This is a genomic window from Streptomyces armeniacus, assembly GCF_003355155.1.
Classification (GTDB): domain Bacteria; phylum Actinomycetota; class Actinomycetes; order Streptomycetales; family Streptomycetaceae; genus Streptomyces; species Streptomyces armeniacus.
Genome location: NZ_CP031320.1, coordinates 7,665,508 through 7,686,480, shown reverse-complemented (window position 1 = coordinate 7,686,480; position 20,973 = coordinate 7,665,508). Strand labels below are relative to the sequence as shown.

11 protein-coding genes and 2 pseudogenes are annotated in these 20,973 nt (G+C 73.7%); 6 read left to right on the top strand and 7 right to left on the bottom strand.

What is annotated here, in order from left to right:
* Positions 1-27 precede the first annotated feature (27 nt).
* A complete protein-coding gene (locus DVA86_RS33340; protein ID WP_281279344.1) occupies positions 28-2,316 on the top strand; it encodes a type I polyketide synthase in 2,289 nt (762 codons plus the stop codon).
* A pseudogene (locus DVA86_RS36375) lies at positions 2,292-2,432 on the top strand (GNAT family N-acetyltransferase); the annotation flags it as partial. The gene DVA86_RS33340 and the pseudogene DVA86_RS36375, both read left to right, overlap by 25 nt.
* A 229-nt stretch (positions 2,433-2,661) precedes the next feature.
* On the opposite strand, the gene DVA86_RS33335 reads toward DVA86_RS36375, so the two are convergent.
* The 3 genes from DVA86_RS33335 to DVA86_RS33325 form a co-directional block, all read right to left on the bottom strand.
* Entirely contained in the window at positions 2,662-3,486 is an 825-nt protein-coding gene (locus tag DVA86_RS33335) for an Fpg/Nei family DNA glycosylase (protein ID WP_208883894.1), read from the bottom strand.
* A 10-nt stretch (positions 3,487-3,496) separates the two neighbouring features.
* Entirely contained in the window at positions 3,497-3,976 is a 480-nt protein-coding gene (locus tag DVA86_RS33330; protein ID WP_208883893.1) for a ribose-5-phosphate isomerase, read from the bottom strand.
* A 78-nt stretch (positions 3,977-4,054) separates the two neighbouring features.
* Positions 4,055-4,654: a biotin transporter BioY gene (locus DVA86_RS33325; RefSeq protein WP_208883891.1), complete on the bottom strand. Its 600-nt coding sequence runs from the start codon at positions 4,652-4,654 to the stop codon at positions 4,055-4,057.
* Positions 4,655-4,939: 285 nt separating this feature from the next.
* On the opposite strand from DVA86_RS33325, the gene DVA86_RS33320 reads away from it, so the two are divergent.
* Both DVA86_RS33320 and DVA86_RS33315 read left to right on the top strand, forming a co-directional pair.
* Positions 4,940-6,331 (top strand): amino acid permease, encoded by a 1,392-nt coding sequence (locus DVA86_RS33320; RefSeq protein ID WP_208883889.1) that lies wholly within the window; start codon positions 4,940-4,942, stop codon positions 6,329-6,331.
* Positions 6,332-6,483: 152 nt separating this feature from the next.
* Positions 6,484-7,125, top strand: coding sequence for a superoxide dismutase (locus DVA86_RS33315; protein ID WP_208883888.1), 642 nt, complete (start codon positions 6,484-6,486; stop codon positions 7,123-7,125).
* Between the two features lie 133 nt (positions 7,126-7,258).
* Here DVA86_RS33315 and DVA86_RS33310 read toward each other — a convergent pair whose 3' ends face one another.
* A complete protein-coding gene (locus tag DVA86_RS33310) occupies positions 7,259-7,888 on the bottom strand; it encodes a DsbA family protein (RefSeq protein WP_208883886.1) in 630 nt (209 codons plus the stop codon).
* A gap of 170 nt (positions 7,889-8,058) precedes the next feature.
* Here DVA86_RS33310 and pepN point away from each other — a divergent pair, with 170 nt between their 5' ends.
* A complete protein-coding gene (gene pepN / locus DVA86_RS33305) occupies positions 8,059-10,668 on the top strand; it encodes an aminopeptidase N (protein WP_208883884.1) in 2,610 nt (869 codons plus the stop codon).
* Positions 10,669-11,417: 749 nt separating this feature from the next.
* Here the strand turns inward: pepN and DVA86_RS33300 are convergent.
* The 3 genes from DVA86_RS33300 to DVA86_RS33290 all read right to left on the bottom strand — a co-directional run bounded on the left by DVA86_RS33300 (position 11,418) and on the right by DVA86_RS33290 (position 20,381).
* Positions 11,418-16,211 carry a CHAT domain-containing protein gene (locus DVA86_RS33300; protein ID WP_208883883.1) on the bottom strand — a complete coding sequence of 1,598 codons (4,794 nt, stop codon included), beginning with the start codon at positions 16,209-16,211 and terminating at the stop codon, positions 11,418-11,420.
* 117 nt (positions 16,212-16,328) lie between these two features.
* Entirely contained in the window at positions 16,329-19,742 is a 3,414-nt protein-coding gene (locus DVA86_RS33295; protein ID WP_208883881.1) for a tetratricopeptide repeat protein, read from the bottom strand.
* 66 nt (positions 19,743-19,808) lie between these two features.
* Complete coding sequence (locus DVA86_RS33290) at positions 19,809-20,381, bottom strand: hypothetical protein (RefSeq protein WP_245997456.1); 573 nt, start codon at positions 20,379-20,381, stop codon at positions 19,809-19,811.
* A gap of 291 nt (positions 20,382-20,672) precedes the next feature.
* On the opposite strand from DVA86_RS33290, the pseudogene DVA86_RS33285 reads away from it, so the two are divergent.
* Positions 20,673-20,951, top strand: a pseudogene (locus tag DVA86_RS33285) (hypothetical protein); the annotation flags it as partial.
* Positions 20,952-20,973: the final 22 nt, after the last annotated feature.

Below are 20,973 nucleotides of genomic sequence, written 5' to 3'. Positions count from 1 at the left end.
CACCACGACCATATGGGGCACGTTCCAATGGCGAATGAGGCGAAGCTCCGCGACTACCTCAAGTGGGTCACTGCCGACCTGCACACCACACGGCAGCGGCTCCAAGAGCTGGAGTCGCAGCAGCAAGAGCCTGTCGCGATCGTCGGGATGAGCTGCCGCCTGCCCGGGTCCGTGGAGTCGCCTGAGGACTTCTGGGAGCTGCTGGCGGGCGGCGTCGACGCCATCTCGCCGTGGCCCACGGACCGTGGCTGGGACGAGGACGCCCTGCCCGGCGCGGGCGCGGGCACGGACGCCCGTACGGCCACGGGCTCCGGTACGGACGCCGGTACGGGTGACGGCGCGGTCTCGCAGGAGCACGACGCCGCCGCGGAGGCGGGCTACGCGCGCGAGGGCGGCTTCGTACACGACGCCGCCGACTTCGACCCCGCCTTCTTCGGGATCTCGCCGCGCGAGGCCCTCGCCATGGACCCGCAGCAGCGGCTGCTGCTGGAGGCGTCCTGGGAGGCCGTGGAGCGGGCGGGCATCGACCCGCGTTCGCTGCGCGGCAGCCGCAGCGGCGTCTTCGTGGGCTGCAGCGAGATGGGCTACAGCAGCGGCCTCAAGGACGTGCCCGACGAGGTGCGCGGGCACCTGCTGACCGGAAACTCGACGTCCGTCGCCTCCGGCCGCATCTCGTACACCCTGGGCCTGGAGGGCCCGGCCGTCACGGTCGACACGGCCTGCTCGTCGTCCCTGGTCGCCCTGCACCTGGCCGCGCAGGCGCTGCGCGGCGGCGAGTGCGGCATGGCGCTGGTCGGCGGCGTGACGGTGATGTCGACGCCGGGCGCCTTCGTGGAGTTCGGACGCCAGGGTGGGCTGGCGCCCGACGGGCGGTGCAAGGCGTTCGCGGACGGTGCGGACGGCACCGGCTGGTCCGAGGGCGTCGGCATGCTCGTCGTCGAACGGCTCTCCGACGCACGCGCCAACGGCCACCCCGTGCTCGCCGTTCTGCGCGGCTCCGCCGTCAACCAGGACGGCGCCTCCAACGGCCTCACCGCTCCCAACGGCCCCTCCCAGCAGCGCGTCATCTGGAACGCGCTCGCCGCCGCCGGACTCGCTCCCGGCGACGTGGACGCCGTAGAGGCGCACGGCACCGGTACGTCGCTGGGCGACCCGATCGAGGCGCAGGCGCTCCTCGCGACTTACGGCGCACAGCGCGACGAGCCGCTCTGGCTCGGCTCCGCCAAGTCCAACCTCGGCCACACGCAGGCCGCCGCCGGTGTCGTCGGCGTCATCAAGACCGTCCTGTCGCTCCAGCACGCGGTGCTGCCCAGAACCCTGCACGCGGAACAGCCCTCCACGCACGTCGACTGGTCGGCGGGCAACGTACGGCTGCTGAACGAGGCCCGCGACTGGCCGCAGACCGACGCCGAACGCCCCCGCCGCGCCGCGGTGTCCGCGTTCGGCGTCAGCGGCACCAACGCGCACGCCATCCTCGAGCAGGCGCCCGCACCCGAGGACCCGGAGACGGAGTCCGCGGGCGGCGCCGAGGGGAAGCCGGACGACGCCGCCGCCGACACGGCGGAAACGGCGCCGGCGGCCGAGCCGTTGGCGCTGCCGCTCGTGCCGTGGACGCTGTCCGGCGCGGGCGAAGAGGCGCTGCGCGCACAGGCCGCCCGGCTGCTGAACCACCTCCGCGCGCACCCCCAGGACGGCGCCCGCGACGTCGCCTGGTCGCTCGCGACCACCCGCTCACGCCTCGACCACCGTGCGGTGCTGCTCGGCACGGGACGCGACGAACTGCTCGCGGGCCTGGAGGCACTGGCGAACGGCGAGCCGCAGACGGACGCGGTGGCGGGTACGGCGCGCGCCGAGGGCAAGTCGGCGTTTGTTTTTGCGGGTCAGGGTGCGCAGCGGTTGGGGATGGGGCGTGAGCTGTATGAGGCGTTCCCGGTGTTTGCGGAGGCCTTTGATGAGGTGTGTGCGCACTTTGATGGGGAGCTTGAGTGGCCGCTGCGGGATGTTGTTTTCGGGGATGACGCTGGTGCGCTGAGTGAGACCGGGTTTACGCAGCCTGCGTTGTTCGCGTTCGAAGTCGCCCTGTTCCGGCTGGTGGAGTCTTGGGGTGTGCGTCCGGACTTCCTGGTGGGTCATTCCATTGGTGAGTTGGCGGTATGCGTCGGCAGGAGCACGGTGATGAGTGTGTCGTGCTGGCCCCGGCCTCCGCGCCCAGCGTCACTACCCCAGGGCACGGGCGGCCCAACTCCCGTACGTCGGACGCGCAGGACCGCGCTTGATCCGTACGGGAGTAAGGCGCCTCGTCCCTCGGGCGCGTAACTCTGCGCGCGCTGACGGGGGCGGGGCGCGTACGGGAAGTGCGGCGGGGGGCGCTGGCTGAGGCGTCGCTCGCCTTCCGCGGTGACGTGGCACCGTGGCTCCCCCACGGCTTCTGACGCGCCGCGTCAGCCACATCAAGCCCGTCCGGCCGTTGAGGCGCCGAACACCCGCCCGTTCCCGGGCGGCACCCGCGCACGATGGGGCGACCCGTCACCGGCGGCAGCCGCTCGGCGCGGGCTGAGGGCTGTCCTCAAACGCCGGACGGGCTTGAGTTGGCTGAGGTTCGCCCTCAACCGCGGCCCGGGAACGGGCGCCGGACAGGCTGGATGTGGCTGAGGGCCGTACTCAGGCGGCCGACGGGCCGAGTGGTTGGCAGTGCGGGCACCAGAAGAGGTTGCGGGCGGCGAGAACGGCGGTGCGGATCTCGCCGCCACACACGTGGCACCCCATCGCCGCACGCCGGTAGACGTACACCTCACCCCCGTGGTCGTCCACCCGCGGCGCGCGTCCCATAGCCTCCGGCATGTGTTCCGGCCGCACCGTGTCGATGCGGTTGCTGCGCACGCCCGTACGCATCAGGGCGGCCAAGTCGGTCCACACGGCGTCCCATTCGCGGCGGCTGAGGTCGCGGCCCGCGCGGTACGGGTCGATGCCGTGCCGGAAGAGGACCTCCGCGCGGTACACGTTGCCGACGCCCGCGACGATCTTCTGGTCCAGCAGCAGCGCCGCGATCGACGTACGGCTGCGGGAGACGCGCGCCCACGCCGCGTCGGGGTCGGACGCGGCCCGCAGCGGGTCCGGGCCCAGCCGCCCGTGCACCGCCGCCTTCTCCTCCGCGGTGATCAACTGGCAGCGCGTGGGCCCCCGCAGGTCCGCGTACGCGTCCGGCGTGGCCAGCCGCAGCCGTACCTGCCCCACGGGCGCGGGCGCCGGGCCCGTACCGAAGCGGAACGTGCCGTACAGCCCCAGGTGGATGTGCGTCCAGCCGGCCGCGTCGAAGTCCAGGAACAGGTGCTTGCCGTGCGCGTCCGCGCCGCGCAGCACGCGGCCGTCGAGCAGCGCGGCGCCGTCCGAGAACTTGCCCTGCGGGCTGTACGCGCGGACCGTACGGCCGCCGAAGCGCTCGCCGAGGTCGGCGGCCAGCCGGTGGATCGTGTGGCCTTCGGGCACAGACCGGACCTCAGGCGGATTCGCCGGGCAGCGCCGGGAGTTCGCCGGTGTTCTCGTACGCGGTGAGCATGCCGACGCGCCGCGAGTGCCGGTCCTCGCCGGAGTACGGGGTGTCGAGGAAGGTCCGTACGAACGCCACGGCCTCGTCCGTGGTGTGCATGCGGGCGCCGACGCTGACGAGATTGGCGTCGTTGTGCTCCCGTCCGAGCGCGGCGGTCTCCTCGCTCCAGGCGAGGACGCAGCGGGCGCCCTTGACCTTGTTCGCGGCGATCTGCTCGCCATTGCCGGAGCCGCCGATGACGATGCCCAGGGACTCGCCGTCCGCGACCGTGCGTTCGGCGGCGCGGAGGCAGAAGGGCGGGTAGTCGTCCTGGGCGTCGTAGACGTGCGGGCCGCAGTCGACGGGCTCGTGGCCCGCCGACTTCAGCCACTCGACGAGGTGGTTCTTGAGTTCGTAGCCGGCGTGATCGGAGCCGAGGTAGACGCGCATGCGCGCAGTCTAGACACCGCCGGACACGGCGCCGGACACGGCTGCGGCTGCGGCCGCGGCTGTGACCACAATCGCCGCCTACGACTTGTCGCCGACGAGCTTCCAGGCCGCGGGCAGGGCCCCCATCGCCAGCGCCGCCTTGAGCGCGTCGCCCACCAGGAACGGCACGAGCCCGTCCGCGATCGCCTCGCCGGCCGTCAGGTCGGCGGCCACCGCGAGGTACGGCACGCCCACCGCGTACGTGACGGCCATCCCCGCCGCCATCGTGCCGGCCGTACGGAGCATGCCGCGGTCGCCGCCGCGCCGCGCCAGGGCGCCGACGACGGTGGCCGCGAGGAGCATGCCGAGGATGTAGCCGAACGACGGCATCGCGGCGCCGGACGCGCCCTCCGAGAACCACGGCATCCCGGCGACGCCCGCCACCGCGTACAGCGCCATCGACAGCAGGCCGCGGCGCGCGCCCAGCGAGGCGCCGACCAGCAGCGCGGCGAAGGTCTGCCCGGTCACGGGCACCGGTGAGCCCGGCACGGGTACGGCGATCTGCGCGGCGACGCCGGTCAGCGCGGCGCCGCCGAGCACCAGGACGGTGTCGCGGACGCGCGCGCGGCCGGCGCTGGAGGCGGGGAGTACGTCGGCGAGAACGGCGCCGGGGCGGACGGTGGAGGCGGAAAAACTCATCGGAACTCCGGTACGCGGGGACGGGACTTGGACGGACCTTCCGACGCTAGCCGAACGCGATGGCGATCTCCGCGTGAGTTTCGCGACAGTGTCCCCGGGCATACGGCGCCGCGGGCCGGGAAACGGCCGGCGCTCGGGACGGGTGGCAGGTGGGACGGGGTGGCGTCGCTCACACCGTGTTGCCGTATCCGGCCGCTCCCCTGACACTGGCCGCTGCTGGAATGATCCATTCCGTCGCTCCCCCCACCTGCCATGCCCCCCCACTCTCCACGGAACGGCACCTCCATGACGGATACGGAACGGCGGTCCGCCGAACAGGCGGTCGCGCCCGACGCCCTGACGCACGGCCTCAAGCAGCGCCACCTGTCCATGATCGCGCTCGGCGGTGTCATCGGCGCCGGGCTGTTCGTGGGCTCCGGCGCGGGCATCGCCGCCGCGGGGCCGTCGATCGTCCTCGCGTACGCGGCCTCCGGCCTGCTGGTCATGCTCGTGATGCGGATGCTCGGCGAGATGTCCGCGGCCAACCCGGCCTCCGGCTCGTTCTCCGTGCACGCGGAGCGGGCCATCGGCCCGTGGGCGGGCTTCACCGTCGGCTGGATCTTCTGGGGCCTGCTCTGCGTGGCCGTCGCCGTCGAGGCGATCGGTGCCGCCGACATCATGACGAGCTGGTTCCCCGGCACGGAGTCGTGGCTGTGGGTCGCCCTGTTCATGCTGATGTTCTGCGGCACGAACCTGACCGCGGTGCGGAACTACGGCGAGTACGAGTTCTGGTTCGCCCTCATCAAGATCGTCGCCATCGCGGCGTTCCTGACCCTCGGCGTCCTCGCCATCGCCGGCCTCCTGCCCGGCACCGACTCCCCCGGCACCTCCCATCTCACCGGCGACGGCGGCTTCTTCCCGAACGGCACCGACGGGCTGATCGTCGGCCTGCTCGCGTCGGTCTTCGCGTACGGCGGTCTGGAGACGGTGACGATCGCCGCGGCCGAGTCGGAGAACCCGGTGCGCGGGGTGGCCAAGGCGGTGCGTACGGCGATGTGGCGCATCGCCCTCTTCTACGTCGGCTCGATGCTGGTGATCGTCACGCTGGTGCCGTGGCACGACAAGGCGGTCGCGGGCGGCCCGTACGCCGCCGCGCTGGACACCCTCGGGGTCGCGGGCGCGGGCGACGTGATGGACGTGGTGGTGCTGCTGGCCCTGCTGTCCGCCATGAACGCGAACATCTACGGCGCGTCCCGCATGTCGTACTCCCTGGTGGCCCGCGGCGAGGGCCCGGCGCTGTTCGCGAAGGTGACCGGCGGCGTGCCGCGCCGTACGGTCCTCGCCTCCTCCTTCTTCGGCTTCTGCGCCGTGCTGCTCAGCTACTGGTGGCCCGACACCGTCTTCAGCTGGCTGCTGAACATGGTGGGCGCCGCCGTCCTCGTCGTCTGGGGCTTCATCGCGGTGGCGCAGCTGCGGACACGGCGCAGGCTGGAGCGGGAGTCGCCGGAGCGGCTGGTCGTACGGATGTGGGCGTTCCCGGTGCTGACCTGGGTGGCGCTCGCCGGCATGGCGGCGGTGCTGCTGCTGATGCTGCGCGAGGACGACACGCGCACGCAGCTGTTCTCGACGGCGGGGCTCGCGGTGGCTCTTTCGGTCGTCGGCATCGTCCGGCAGCGGCTGCCCGGCCGCCGTTCGTAACCTTCTCACCAGGCTCTTCACGGGTCTCGCGGCAGCACTGCCGACCAGGCGGGGCGGCCCCTCGACGGAGGGGCCGCCCCGCTTTCACATGCCCTCTTGCTGGTAGCGTCCTCTTGCAAGTAACTTGCAATAAGGCCCGGAGGGAAACAAGCATGGCGACCTACTCACTGCCGGAGCTCCCGTACGACTACGCGTCCCTGGAGCCGGTCATCAGCGGCGAGATCATCGAGCTGCACCATGACAAGCACCACGCGGCGTACGTGAAGGGCGCGAACGACACCCTCGAGCAGCTCGAGGAGGCGCGCGAGACGGACCAGTGGGGCTCCATCAACGGCCTCGAGAAGAGCCTGGCCTTCCATCTGTCCGGCCACATCCTGCACACCATCTACTGGCGCAACATGTCCGGCGACGGCGGCGGCGAGCCGCTGGAGCAGGACGGCACCGGCGAACTGGCCGACGCGATCGCCGAGTCGTTCGGCGGCTTCGCCCGCTTCAAGGCCCAGATGTCCAAGGCGGCCGCCACCACGCAGGGTTCGGGCTGGGGCGTGCTGGCGTACGAGCCGGTCAGCGAACGGCTCGTGGTGGAGCAGGTCTACGACCACCAGGGGAACGTCGGCCAGGGCTCCGTGCCGATCCTCGTCTTCGACGCGTGGGAGCACGCGTTCTATCTCCAGTACCGCAACCAGAAGGTCGACTTCGTCGAGGCCATGTGGCGGGTCGTGGACTGGCAGGACGTCAACAGGCGCTACCTCGCCGCGAAGCAGCGGGCGAACAACCTGCTGCTGGCGCCGTAACGGCGTACGGGCGGCCTCCTGCCGCGTGCGCGTCTGCCTCGTGACCGTCTTCTCACCGTTCACCCGGCAGGCGGGGAAAGGGGACGGCCCCTGTGTGGACGTGACACACAGGGGCCGTTCCACGCCCGTTCAATCAATCGAACTGCGGCTCCGCGTCCCGCGTGCGCTTCAGCTCGTAGAACCCCGGCGTCCCCGCCACCAGCAGCGTGCCGTCCCACAGCCGCGCCGCCGCCTCGCCCTTCGGCGCGGGGGTGACCACGGGGCCGAAGAACGCGATCTGCCGCCCGTCCGCGCCGGGCACGGCGATGACCGGGGTGCCGACCTCCTGCCCGACCAGGTCGATGCCCGCCTTGTGCGAGGCACGCAGCTCCTTGTCGTACGCGTCGGAGTCCGCCGCGTCCAGCAGCTCCGCGGGGAGCCCGGCGTCCGCCAGGGCGGCGGCGATCAGGTCGCGGGAGCGCTCCTCGCGACGGTTGTGCAGGCGGGTGCCGAGCGCGGTGTAGAGCGGGCCGAGGACCTCGCTGCCGTGCTGCTGCTCGGCCGCGATGCAGACCCGTACGGGACCCCACGCGGTCTTCATCAGCTCGCGGTACTGCTCGGGCATCTCGTCCAGCCGGTCCTCGTTGAGCACCGCGAGGCTCATCACGTGCCACCGGACCTCGACGTCCCGCACCTTCTCCACTTCCAGCATCCAGCGGGAGGTGAGCCAGGCCCACGGGCAGACGGGATCGAACCAGAAGTCGACGGGGGTCTTCTCGGACATGTCCTCGGATCTCCTCACACATTCGGTCGGCACAGCGGTCGGCATGGCCGGCGGCACCGCGTACGACGGGGGAACGTGCCCGCGCACCGGACCATTCCCCAGTGTGCCCGGCCGTCCTGACATGCGATGCTGACCCGACGGCGTTCGCTATCCGAGACGAGGAGTCCGTTGTGCCCGGTGAGAATCTGACCCGCGACGAGGCCCGCCGGCGGGCGGAGCTGCTGTCCGTCGACGGGTACGACGTGGCGCTGGACCTGCGGTCCGCGCTGGCACCGGTACCCGACGGCGCGGAGCGCACCTTCCGGTCCACCACGACCATCCGGTTCCGCTGCGCGGAGCCCGGCGCGTCCAGCTTCGTCGACCTGGTGGCGCCCTCCGTGCACTCGGTGACCCTCAACGGCCGCGGCCTGAACGCCGACACCGCCTTCGACGGCACCCGTATCGCCCTCGACGGCCTCGCCGCCGAGAACGAGCTGACCGTCGACGCGCGCTGCGCCTACAGCCGTACGGGCGAGGGCCTGCACCACTTCGTGGACCCGGAGGACGGCGAGGTCTACCTCTACACGCAGTACGAGCCCGCCGACGCGCGCCGCGTCTTCGCGAACTTCGAACAGCCCGACCTCAAGGCCCCGTTCACCTTCACCGTGACCGCGCCCGCGCACTGGACGGTGCTCGGCAACGGCGCCCAGGAGGGCGCACCCGCGCCCGCCGACGGAGACGCCGCGGTGTGGCGCTTCGCCCGCACCCAGCCCATCTCCACGTACATCACGGCGGTCGTCGCAGGCCCGTACCACTACGTCACCGACCGCTACTCGCGCACCCTCGACGACGGCACCTCACTGGACATCCCACTCGGCGCCCTGTGCCGCAAGGGCCTCGCGCGGCACTTCGACCACGAGGACATCTTCCGCATCACCAAGCAGGGCCTGGACTTCTTCCACGACCACTTCGACTACCCGTACCCGTTCGGGAAGTACGACCAGGCGTTCGTGCCCGAGTACAACATCGGCGCGATGGAGAACCCCGGGTGCGTCACGTTCCGCGAGGAGTTCGTCTTCCGCGGCCGGGTCACCGAGGCGTCGTACGAGGGCCGCGCGAACGTCATCCTGCACGAGATGGCGCACATGTGGTTCGGCGACCTGGTGACCATGGAGTGGTGGGACGACCTGTGGCTCAAGGAGTCCTTCGCGGACTTCATGGGAGCGCTGTCGCTGGTCGAGGCCACCCGCTTCCGGGACGGCTGGATCACCTTCGCCAACCGCCGTAAGTCCTGGGCGTACCGCGCCGACCAGCTGCCCTCCACCCACCCCATCACCGCCGACATCCACGACCTCGAGGACGCCAAGCTCAACTTCGACGGCATCACGTACGCCAAGGGCGCCTCCGTACTCAAGCAACTCGTCGCCTACGTCGGCCGCGACGCCTTCCTGGAGGGCGCCCGCCGCTACTTCAAGCAGCACGCCTGGGGCAACACGCGCCTCGGCCACCTGCTGTCCGTCCTGGAGGAGACCTCCGGGCGCGACATGGGCGAGTGGTCCAAGGCGTGGCTCCAGACCGCCGGCGTCAACGCCCTCACCCCGCACGCCACTTACGACGCCGAGGGCCGCGTCACGGAGCTCGCCGTCCTCCAGGAGGCCCCGGACGCACACCCGGTGCTGCGCCCGCACCGGATCGCCGTCGGCCTCTACCGCCGGGAGTCGGCGGGCGGCGCGCTGGAGCGCTACGCGCGCGCGGAGGTGGACGTCACCGGGCCGCGTACGGCCGTACCGGAGCTGGCAGGAGCGGAACGGCCCGAGCTGATCCTGCTCAACGACGAGGACCTCACGTACTGCAAGATCCGCTTCGACGAGCTCTCGCTGGCCACCCTCCGCGAGCACCTCGGCGAGCTCACCGACCCCCTGGCCCGCGCCCTGTGCTGGTCGGCGCTGTGGAACCTGACCCGCGACGGGCTGATGCCCGCCCGCGACTTCCTCGCGCTCGTCCTGCGCTTCGCGGGCGACGAGACGGACATCGGCGTACTGCAGATGCTGCACGCGTGGGCCCGTACGGCGCAGGTGCACTACACCGCCCCCGCGGCGCGCGAGCAGACCGCCCGCGAACTGGCCGAGGGCGCGCTGAGCGGACTGCGGCTGGCCGCGCCCGGCAGCGGGCACCAGCTGGCGTGGGCCCGGTTCTTCGCGACGGTCGCGCACAGCGCACACGACCTGCAACTCCTGCGCGGGCTGCTCGCGGGCACCGCGCGCATCGACGGGCTGGACGTCGACCAGGAGCTGCGGTGGACCTTCCTGCTGCCGCTGGCGGCGCAGGGGGAGGCCGACGAGGCCGTACTGGACGAGGAGCTGCGGCGCGACGACACGGCCTCCGGGCGGCGGCACCAGACCCGCTGCCTCGCCGCACGGCCGTCCGCCGCCGTCAAGGCGGAGGCGTGGGACGCGGTGGTCGGCTCCGACCGGCTGTCCAACGCGCTGGTGGAGGCGACGATTTCGGGCTTCGGGCAGCCGGGCGAGCGTCAGCGGGAGCTGATCGCGCCGTACGCGCCGCGGTACTTCGAGGCGCTGGAGGAGGTGTGGCGGACCCGCTCCATCGAGATCGCGATGGCGGTCGTCCGCGGGCTGTACCCGTCGCTGCAGGGGGACCAGGCGACGCTGGACGCGACGGACCGGTGGCTGGCGTCCCACCAGGACGCGGCGCCGGCGCTGCGCCGCCTGGTCCTGGAGTCGCGCGACGACCTGTCGCGCGCGCTGTCGGCGCAGCGCTGCGACGCCTTGGCGTCGCCGTAAGCCACGCCCCCACGCCTGCCCTCCAGCCCGTCCGGCGCTTGAGGCGGCCCGCGCGGCGCGGTGAACCCGCACCACATCCAGCCCGTACGGCGCTTGAGGACGGCCCCCGGCCACGGAACACCGACGCGTCGGCCACGCAGCTGACCAGCCACCGGCCGCGGCCACCCCAGTCTGTCCTCAAACGCCGGACGGGCTTGATGTGGCGACCGCAAGTGACCCAGGGGCGGGAATCGAACTGCCGTACTTTAGGGCAGAGTTGTCCTCGTTTTTCGACGGCCCTGTAACAACGGGTAGCACACGCCCCACAATTGGGCATCGACCGGGGCATGACGTACGACACCCCGCTCTCTCCCCGTCCCCTGAGCCATCTCAACGACGCGCCGCTCCGCGTCCTCAACAGCCGTGCGCTGCGCGAGCACGGCGTGTCGCCCGCCGAGGCCGATGCGCGGTGCAGGCCCGGTGGGCCGTGGCAGATGCCGTTGCCCGGCATCTACCTGCTGCACCCCGGCCCGCCGACCACCGCGGACCGGCTGCACGCCTGCCTGCTGTACGCGGACCGCCCGCCGCGCCCCGTCCCCACGCAGGCGGGCCCGCACCGCCGGCTCGCCGCCGCGCCCGGCGTACCAGCCGCGCCCGGCGCGCAGGCCCCGCCCGCCGCACCCACCGCACACCAGGGGTGGCGCTTTGTTTTTTTTTGTTACAGCGACGGGGGCACCCGCGTATCTCTCTGTAGGCTTCGGTGGCAAGCGTCAGGTGGGTATAGGCGCCAGGCCCGTGCCCGTTGCGGCGGCTTGGCCGGCGCCCGCCCCTGGCTGCGCTTCCGTACCGGCGGCCGTGCCCGCGCCCCTGCCCCTGCCCGTGCCCGGGTACGGGGACGGCAGCGGCAGTCCGCCCGCCTCCCTCAGCTCGCGGGCGCTGTCCAGCTCGATCTCCCAGCTGTTGATGAGCGCCTGGTGCGTCCGTACGTGCTCCGCGCGGCCCTGTGCCGCGTGCCGTTCGGCGTACGCGGACAGCCGGTCGAAGAGATCGCGGCTCAGCTCCCAGCGCAGCTGCGCGACGGCCTCGGGCGCGACGGCGTGCTCGTAGCAGGTCGCGCGGGCCCGCCGCCAGCGCGTCCAGTGGCCGTCGTCGGTGAGGAGGGTCGCCCAGTACGCGATGGCACGCTCCCACGCCTGTTCGGCGTGTTCCCAGGCGCCGGAGTCCTCGAGCTCCTGCGCCTCCCAGAACCGCGCGACGGCGAGGGCCTGCACGGTGTCCATGTCGCCGGGCGCGGCACGCAGCCGCTCCTCCCACACCTCGACGGCCTCCTCGCGGCCGCGCGCCAGGAGGACGAGCAGCGGCGCGTCTTCGGGCAGTTCGCGGCAGAGCCGGTCGAGGAGCGCGGCGCCGTCCGCGCCGTGGTCATGGCCGTGGTCATGGTCGTGGCCGTGGCCGTCCGGGCCCGTACCGTCGGGGGCGCCTTCCGGTGCGGCGAGACGCGCCAGGGCGCGGGCGAGCGCCTGCGGGTCGTACAACGGGTACAGGAGCGCGTCCAGTTGCAGCCTGCGCGCCGGAAGCCGGAGCTGGTCCAGCGCCATGCGCTCCTGGCGGCCCATGCCGCCGTTCTCCATGAGCGCGAACGGCGCGTTCTTCACCGTGTCCGCCGACGAGCCCGGCGCGATGCCCGCGTCGCGCAGCGCCAGATACGGGAAGGTCGGATCGCGCAGCGCGGACGGGTCGGCCACCAGGACGGCGGTCGCCAGCCCGTCGGCCCACGGCAGCTGCTCCCGCAGCGCGCACAGCCGCTCCCGCCGCGTGCGCGCGCTGTCCCTCACACCGCGTGCGGCGCCGTCCGGGGCGGTGCGCGCGGCACCGTCCTGTGCGCCGCTCGCGTCACCGTCGGGTGCGGCCTCGGACTCGGACCCGGGCTCTGACTCAACCCCGGCCTCGGCCTCGTCGTCAGGCTCCGTGAGCGCCGTGCCATACGCGTCGATCGCCGCGCTCCACTTGCCCTGCGCCTCCAGCACACGGGCGCGCGCGTACGCGCAGCGTGCGGCGGCGTCCTGGCGCTGGAGGCACGCGCTGTACGCCTGTGCCGCCGCCTCCCACTGTTGTGCGCTCTCCGCCAGCCTGCCGCGCGCGTACGCGCACAGCCCCGCGGCGTCCCTGTGGTCGCCCAGCGCCCCGCCGGCCTTCAGCGCGGCCGTCCAGTCCCCCGCCTCCTCCGCCTGCCGGGCCCGCGCGTATCGCGCTCTGTACGGCACGTCCTCGAGGTCCGCGGGCAGCTTCTCGTACGCCTCCCCCGCGCGCCGCCAGCCCGCCTCGTCGGCCGCCGCCTCTTCGGTCAGCCGGGCGCGCGCGTAGGCGCGGCGCGGTACGACGTCGGTGTGCCCGTCGGGGAGTTCGCGGTACGCCTCCAGCGCCCCCGTCCAGTCGCCGCCCAACTCGTGCTCGCGGGCGCGCGCGTAGTGGAACAGCCGCGAGAGCTCCGGTTCGGACGGTGCGGCCGGTCCGTAGTGCTCGCGGGCCGCCGTCCAGTCGCCCGCCTCCTCGGCCCAGCGGCCCGCCGCCTTGCGGCGCAGTACGCCGACCGCACCGCCGCGCTCGCCGTCCTCGACGTCCGCGAGCAGGCCCAGGACCGAGCCCCAGTCGCCCCGTTCCTCGGCCAGCCGCGCGCGTGCGAAGAGGCGCCGCGCGCCGACCTCGCCGCCGTCGAACGTGTCGGGCAGCCTGCCGAAACCGTCGATGACCCCGTGCCAGTCGGCCCGTTCGTCGGCGTCGCGGCCCGCCACGTACAGCAGCCGGTCGGCGACATCGAGCATCCGGGAGGGCAGTTCGGCGAAGTGGGCGCGCGCCTGCTGCCACTCGCGCGTCTCCTCGCAGCGGCGGCCGAGCGCGTAGGCGAGGCGAGCGGGGGCGTCGGCGTGCGTGTTGCCGTCGTACGCCGCGACAGCGCGCCGCCAGTCGGCGGTCTCCTCCGCTACGCGGCCCTCCGCGTAGCGGGCGGCTCCGGAGGCCTCGTCCGTGCTGCCCGCGCCGTCGGCCGGTGCGGGCAGTGCCGCGTACAGTGCCGCCGCCCGCGCCCAGTGGCCGCTGCCCGCGGCGGCCACGGCCTGCGCGTGCACTTCCGTACGGGCGCGCTCGAGCCACGTACGGACGTCGGCCTCGCGGTCGCCGTCCGCGTCGCCGTCCGCGTCCCCGTCCGCGTCCCCGTCCGCGTCCCCGTCCGTGTCCACGTCCGTCTCGTCCGGGCGGCCGACAGCTCCGTCCGCACCGGAGCCGTCCGCCGCCAGCGCCTGGAGGTCGGTGAGGGCCGCCGGCCAGTCGGCGGCGTCCGCCGCGGCGCGGGCCCGCGCGTACCGGAGGCGTTCCGGCGCGTCCCCGGTGCCGTCGGCCGCCGCGTACGCCGTCGTCGCCGCCGGCCAGTCGGTGGCCCCCTCGGCGACGCGCCCCTCCGCGTAGTGGGACCAGCCGTCCTCCGGGATGCCCCGTTCGTGTGCGGCGGCGAAGGCGTCGCGCGCGGCGGGCCAGTCACCGCGTTCGGCCGCCGCACAGGCGCTCGCGTACGCGTACCGCGCCGCCGCGTCCGCGAGGTCCGCGCCCCCGCCTGCCCCGGCGCTGTCCGCCGTACGCGCGCCCTCGGCTTCGCTGTCCGCCGTACCCGCGTCGCCCGCAACGCCGCGCGCATCGCCCGCCACCCCCGGGCAGCGCCCGTACGCCGCCACCGCACACGCCCAGTCGCCCTCCGCCTCCGCCGCGCGCCCCTCCGCGTACGCGGCCAGTTCAGCAGCGTCCCGGTACCCGGACGGGCGGCTCGCGGCGGCCGATGCGTAGCCGCTCGCCGCCTCGCGCCAATCGCCCTCCGTACGGTGCCGTTCGGCCGCCGCGTACACCTCGGCCAGCCGGCGTTCCTCGCACACGGCGGCGCGCCGTGCGGCCACGTCGTGGAAGCCGTGCGGCCGTACGGCGAGGATCTCGTCGTAGTGCCGGAGCGCGCCGTCCCAGTCCCCGTCGTCCTCCGCGCGCGCGGCGCGCGATGCCGTCTCGGAGAGGCGCCGCAGCTGCCGTACCTCTCCCTCCAGGCACTCCGTGACCCCGGCTTCGGGCAGCTTCCGGCGCAGCGCTTCGAGGAGCCTGTCCGCGGCGTCCGGATCGCCGTCCGACGCGAGCGCGCGGCACAGCGACTCGACGTGCGGCCAGGCGAGTTCGGCCCGGGCCTCGTCGCTCAGCCAGTCACATTCGTCGGCGTACTGCGGAATGCCGTGTTCGGTCATCCGCAGCACCCGCTCCCACGCGCCGCCGAGCCGCAGGTGCCGTACGGCGGCCAGCATCCCGGCGGGCGACACGTGGTGCGACTGGCCCTCGTAGTCGCGCAGCGCCTCCGCGCCGACCCGCAGCGGATCGTCGTACTCGCCGGGGTCGCGGATCTCGCGTGCCTTGAACAGCCAGCCGTGCCGGTACTCGCCGTGCAGGAACAGCGCCGGCGTCGCCCACTCGATCTCGGTGTGGCCGGGCACGTTGGCGATGTTCCGGCGGGCCTGTGCGACCGACTCGTCGACGGTCATGTTCGCCGCGACGCCCCGCAGCAGCGCCGGGCTGAAGCGCGCGGACGCCTTCTCGCTGATCCTCCCCTGCATGGCCACCACCGCGGGCATGCCCTGCCCGACGAGCGCCTGGGCCAGGCCGGAGAACGGTTCCGACTCCGTACTCTCGGCCCCCGAGCACAGGTTGAGCACGACGAGCCGCAACTGCCGCGCCTGGAGCAGCATTCCGCTCAGCAGCCGGCCCGTGATCCGGTCGCAGGAGTGGTCCTCGGTCTCCAGATAGACGACGCCCTCGCTTGCGGTGTCGTCGTACTCGCCGCGCGCCATCAGCAGCAGAATCGTGGGCTGGTCGGCGCACGCCAGCAGCTCCCTCTGCAGGTCCCCGCGCGTCGCGCGGTGCAGTGGCTTCAGCTCGAACGCGGGCCCGGACGCCAGCCGTTCCAGCTCGGCGAACTCCGGCCCGCTCTGTACGGGCCGCAGTCCGCAGCCGGACGGCGAGGCGTCGGCCACCAGGAGCCGGATCTGCTCCGGTTCGGCGGCGGCGTCCGGAAGGCGGGCGCCGGGCGAGTCTCCGTCGAGCGAACGGACGACGGACAGGTTGTGGTGGAGCGCCAGCGCCTGCTGCGGATGGGACGCCGGCGTCGTCACCGTCTCGACAGGCAGGTCGCTCAGCGTGCGCGGCAGGCTGAAACTCAGCCGGAGCAGCCGCTGCGGCCGCTGCCGCTGCGCCCGGTCCTGTGCCTCCAGGACGCAGTCGAACAGCGGCCGGGTGAGCAGCATTTCGAAGACCGCACGCCCGAGGTTCAGCAACCGGGTGGCGACGGGGATGTCACCGGTGGGAGCCTCCGCCAGCTCGATCCGGATGAGGCTCTCGTACGCCGCCCGCAGTTCCGCAGCGGCCGCCGTACCGCCCTTCAGCTCGATGACGTCCGCGGCCGACGACGGGCCGTTCGCCGCCACCAGGTAGCGGCCGCCGCCGAGTTCGCGTACGCGGACGCGCAGTTCCTCGTACTCCGCCACTGTCGTCACCTCCTGTCCGGTCCGGTGGGGCCGGTCCTGCTCTACGGGTCGGTCTGCTTCGGGGTCGGTCCGCTGTGGGGCGGTGGCTCCACTGCGAGCCGGTCGGTCTGCTCCGGGTCAGAGGAAGCCGCGCATGTCGGCCAGGGTCTCCTCCAGGAGCCGTTCCACCTCCTCGTTGCCGGGGCTGCGCCGGAGCGTCTGGTTGAGCCGGTCGATCGCCTCCTGGAGGAGGGCCAGCGCGTCCGCGAGGCGTCTGTCGCGCATCCGGTAACTGCCCAGCACCCGCAGCACGATGCCGAGGTTCAGCTGCGCGCGGAGCAGATGCGGATTGAGGTCGGCCGCGCGGCGCAGGTCCTCGGCAGGCTGCTCGAGCCGCTGCGGGTCGTTGTTGGCGGCGATGATCCCCCGGTCCGTGAGAGCGGCGGCCAACTGACCCTGTACCCGGCCCTTCTCGTCTCCGTCCAGCAGGTCGTGTGCCGTCTCCAGCACGGCGACGGCCGCGTCCAGGCTCTCCGCCCTGTGCAGCGTCTCCGCCCGGCCGAGAGCCATCTCCGCGATCACGCCCTGCGTCTCCCGTACGGAGCCCAGTTCCTGCGCGCGGCCCATCGCCTCGCGCCAGCAGGAGGCGACTTCCGCGAAGTCGGGCTCGCTGTCGGTGAGATGGTTCAGGCCGAGGGTGAGCAGGGTGTCCAGGGCGAGCGCGACGGCGTCGTCCGACAGCTTCCGGAACTTGTCCGGGAGCGCGGCGTACGCCGGGTTGAACTCGTCGAAGCGCCCGCAGCCCTCCCTGCACGCCATCGGGCGGGCCCGCAGCTTCCACACCGCCACCCGCCCGGCGCCCGGCCGCGTACGGCCGCGTGAGCGCACCCCGCGGCAGCTCGGGCAGCGCAGGTCCGTCAGCGCCTCCAGGGCCTCCCTCGGGCGTCCGGCGACGAGTTGCGCGTGTGCGACGCCGAGCTGCGAGAACCACGTGCGCAGCCGCGCCCTGGTGCTCTCCGCGCCCTGCTCCGCCACGAACTCGCCGAACCTCTCCTGCAGCCCCAGCTCGGCGATCCGCAGCGGCCCGCACACCAGCGGCGGCCCGCCGGCCGCCCGGGGCAGCGGGAAGCCGCCGCTCTCTGCCAGCGCCTCCGCCGCCTCCGTCTCGCGGTGCAGCAGCAGCCGCGGGTGCGCGCCGGGCGCGCCTTCCGGGAGCCAGGTTTCCAGGTAGCCGCGGAAGGAGTTGCGGAGCGACTCGTCGGCCGAACGCGGCAGCGACTCCTCGTAGCGCCGTACGGCATGGGTACGCAGGTCGCGCCAGAACGCGTCCGTGTGCAGCACGCTGGTCCAGGTGGCTATGCAGCGTTCCCAGGTGGCCTCCGAGGTGGGGCCCTTGGCCGCGTTCAGGGTGTTGAGGAGGGTGACGGCCAGCGGGTGGGTGAGGCGGTGGTCGGTCGGCGCGTGGCGGGCGGCCTCGCCGAGGACCTCCAGGGCGTCGTCGCGGCGGCCTCCGCGCAGCAGCACGGCCGCGTGCAGGACGGACGAGCCGCCCAGGCCCGGGGTGAGTTGGCGACCGGCGTGCAGCAGCGCGGACGCCGCGCCCCACAGCTTGTCCGCCTCGTCGCCGGGCGCCGCCACGGCGCGTGCCGTACGGTTCAGCGCCGCCTGCCGGAGGAGCAGCCCCGTCTCGCGCACAGGACGGGCGCCGGCGGCCGTAGCCGGTGCGGTGGTCGGGAGAGGCGCGTCCGTACGGGGTGCGTCCGTACGGGGTGCGTTCGTACGGGGTGTGTCCGTACGGGGTGCGTTCGTGCGGTGCGGCGCCTCCGTACGGTGCTGCTGCCCGTCGGCTCCGTACGGTGAGTCGGCCCCGTACGGTGCTTCCGCGCCTGGCGGAACGGACGCGCCGTTGCCCAGGTGCCGCAGCGCCTTGCGGGCGGCGTCGGCGCGCCCGGCACGGCAGTGAGCGGCGGCACGCCACACCCCCGTACGGTCGTCACCGCCGTCCCGGCCGGACCGGTAGGCGGACTCGGCCAGCAGCGCGTCGCGTACGTCTCCGGGCGGGAGAGGCTCCAGTACGGCGGCGGCTTCGCCCCAGCGCCCCGCCCGGATGTGCAGCGCCGCCAGGGCCTGCGCGGACGGCACATCGGGAGCGGCATCGGCATCCGTACGGGGCGCCGCGGCCAACGCCCGTACCGCCAGCTCCTCTTGCCCCGTGTGCGCCCGGCACAGTGCCAGCCCGTGCCGGGCGCGCGCGTCCTCGGGCCGCAGCCGCAAGGCGCGCGCCCACAGGGCCGCCGCCTGCCGGTGCGACCCGGTGTGGCACTCCAGCGCGGCGAGGGCGCGGAGCGCGCGTACGTCGTCGGGGCGGCGCCATACGGCGTCGCCGAGATGCCGGCGGGCGCGCTCGCGGCCGCCTTCTTCGCGCTGTGCGGCCGCGTCCCAGGCCGCGTACAGGTGGAGTTCGACGAGGGCGGCGTCGAGCCGTTCGAGCGCCTCCCGCGCTCCGGCCGCATCGGACGCACCGGCCGCGCTGGCCGCACCCTCTGCTCCGGAGGCACCGTTCTGCGGGGGGTGCGCCTGGCCTGTGAGCTCCGGTTCGGAGCGTACGAGCAGTTCGGCGGCCGACTCGAAGTCCTTCCGCCGGAGCGGCTCCGCGGCGGACGCGTAAGTGGCCTGCGCGGTCAGTGTCCTCAGCCGGGCACGTTCCGGGTGCCGCCCGCTCAGCTCGGTCCAGGAGCGGAGGCTGTCGCCGTAGCGGCTCAGCCGGTACGCGACGAGCCCGTGTCGGAGCAGCACCCGGTCGTCGCGGTGGCCGTCCGCCAGCACCCGCTCGTACGCGGACAGCGCCGCCGGCAGCTCCCCCTGCCGCTCCAGTGCGAACGCGAGCAGCGCGAGCGCCTGCGGCGCCCGTTCGGCCGGGCCCTGGTCCAGCAGCCTGCGCAACGCGGACGCCGCGGCCCGCCATTCGCCGGACCGCAGCGCCAGCAGGGCGGCCAGCCACTGGTCGTCCGTGTCCAGCGGGCTGATGCGCCCGGCGGCGCGCAGGTCCTGGAGCGCCTGTTCGGGACGGTCCAGCCGTACGCGCACGTACGCGCGCTGCACGAGCGTGCGCGCCCGTCCGGGCTCGCGTCGCGCCGCCTCGGTGAGGTGGTCTTCGGCCGCGTCGTGGTCGCCGCTGTGGGCGGCGGCGCAGCCGGACCAGTACCAGGCGTCCGCGCTGTCCGGCCGCGCCTGCCGGGCGGCGCGTAAGTGCGGGACGGCGCGCCCGGGTTCGGCGGCGGCGAGCGCGGCACGGCCCAGCCCGACGCGGGCGGCGGCGAGGAGGGCGGCGGCTTCGGGGTCGGCCTCGGGCCTGGCCTCGGGGCCCGTGCCAGGTCCGGTGTCGGGTCCGGCGGCGGGTGCGTCCGAGAGGTCCGAGGGCGGCGACTCGGGCAGTGCCGCGAGTGCCTCCCAGAAGCTGCGTTCGGCCCCCGCGATGTCGCCCCGCTCCAACCGCTGTTCACCCTCGGCGACCGACCGCCGGGCGTGCCGCAGGGAGGTGTCCCGCACCATGCTCGCGTCCCCTTCCGTGGCGCCCGGTGTCGATTCGTTGCCCGTGTGCGGCCGGCTGCGGTGGTGTCAGCCCGCGGCCTCGTCCAGTTCCGACCGCCAGCGCCCCAGCGCCCGGTCGTAGTGCAGCGGCCCCGTACGGAACGCCGTCAGGTCGAGCTCCATCAGCTGCTCGTACGCCTCGCTCGGCAGGCCCTGTTCCAGCACGATCCGCAGCTCGCTGCGCGAGTCCTGGAGGACCAGCACACCGGGTGGCTCCCGGCCCGGCTCCGGGCCCGTGCCGCGCCCGTCCCGCCCGCTCCCGTCGCCGTTCCGCGCGCCGTTCCGCGGGAAGCGGTCCACGAGGCGCTTCAGCCCGCGGTAGGCGTCGGCGACGGCCTCCGTGCCGAGCCCGCTGAGGAACGCCTGCAGCGGCAGCGCGGCCAGCACCACCCAGCCGAGGTCCTCCGGGCCGCGGTGGTCGAGCGCCCGCCGGGCGCGTACGGGGAAGCCCCGCGCCTCGAAGTGTGCGATCAGCTCCGCCGACTGGCTCTCGGTGACGTCCTGGCGCAGCAGCAGTTCCGCACGCGGTGCGGGGTCGACCATGCTGGTGTCCCTTCTGGCGGCGGACTTCCCTGTGTGCACGGTGCGTTCGGTACGCACGGTGCGTTCGGTACGCGGAGCGCGCGGTACGTGCCGGGTGTGCCCACGGGTGCGGTCACTTTGCGTCCGCAGGCGCCGGCACACCGAATTATGTCGCTCCGTCGCTTTCCCGCACGCCGCTCCGCGGTTTTCCCCGCTGCGCTCCGTACGCAACCCCCGACCTGCCCCTTATACACATCTCCCCCCTGCCCCTTCTACCTACGTATGGGCCTCGGTAGCGGCCGCAGCCAGAAATCGAACAATAGTGCCAATCTATGCTGGCGACTCCTACTCGATGCTTACAGTCGCACCACCTCCCTGATGACCGGCACCTCCTACCGCCGCTCCGCCGAACTCGCGGCCGCGGTGGGCCCGTACGAGGGCTACGCACGCACCGCCGAGGCGCACCAGCGCGTCATGCGGCAGCACGCGGACGCCCACGACGATGCCAAGCGCTCCGACGACCTGGACACCCCGGTGTGGGCCGCGCCGACCGAGGCGTGGCAGGCCGTCGTCCGGCTGGGCAAGACGCACGGCCACCGCAACGCCCAGGCTTCCGTGCTCGCCCCCCCCCGCCCCAGCGGCATGCTGTGGGCCGGCGCCACCCCCGCCG

Excerpts from the sequence above, each read along its gene's own strand:
- DVA86_RS33340 (WP_281279344.1), top strand. The coding sequence starts at position 28 with ATGGCGAATGAGGCGAAGCTCCGCGACTACCTCAAGTGGGTCACTGCC.
- DVA86_RS33330 (WP_208883893.1), bottom strand. The coding sequence starts at position 3,976 with ATGCGCGTCTACCTCGGCTCCGATCACGCCGGCTACGAACTCAAGAAC.
- DVA86_RS33325 (WP_208883891.1), bottom strand. The coding sequence starts at position 4,654 with ATGAGTTTTTCCGCCTCCACCGTCCGCCCCGGCGCCGTTCTCGCCGAC.
- DVA86_RS33320 (WP_208883889.1), top strand. The coding sequence starts at position 4,940 with ATGACGGATACGGAACGGCGGTCCGCCGAACAGGCGGTCGCGCCCGAC.
- DVA86_RS33315 (WP_208883888.1), top strand. The coding sequence starts at position 6,484 with ATGGCGACCTACTCACTGCCGGAGCTCCCGTACGACTACGCGTCCCTG.
- DVA86_RS33310 (WP_208883886.1), bottom strand. The coding sequence starts at position 7,888 with ATGTCCGAGAAGACCCCCGTCGACTTCTGGTTCGATCCCGTCTGCCCG.
- DVA86_RS33295 (WP_208883881.1), bottom strand. The coding sequence starts at position 19,742 with ATGGTGCGGGACACCTCCCTGCGGCACGCCCGGCGGTCGGTCGCCGAG.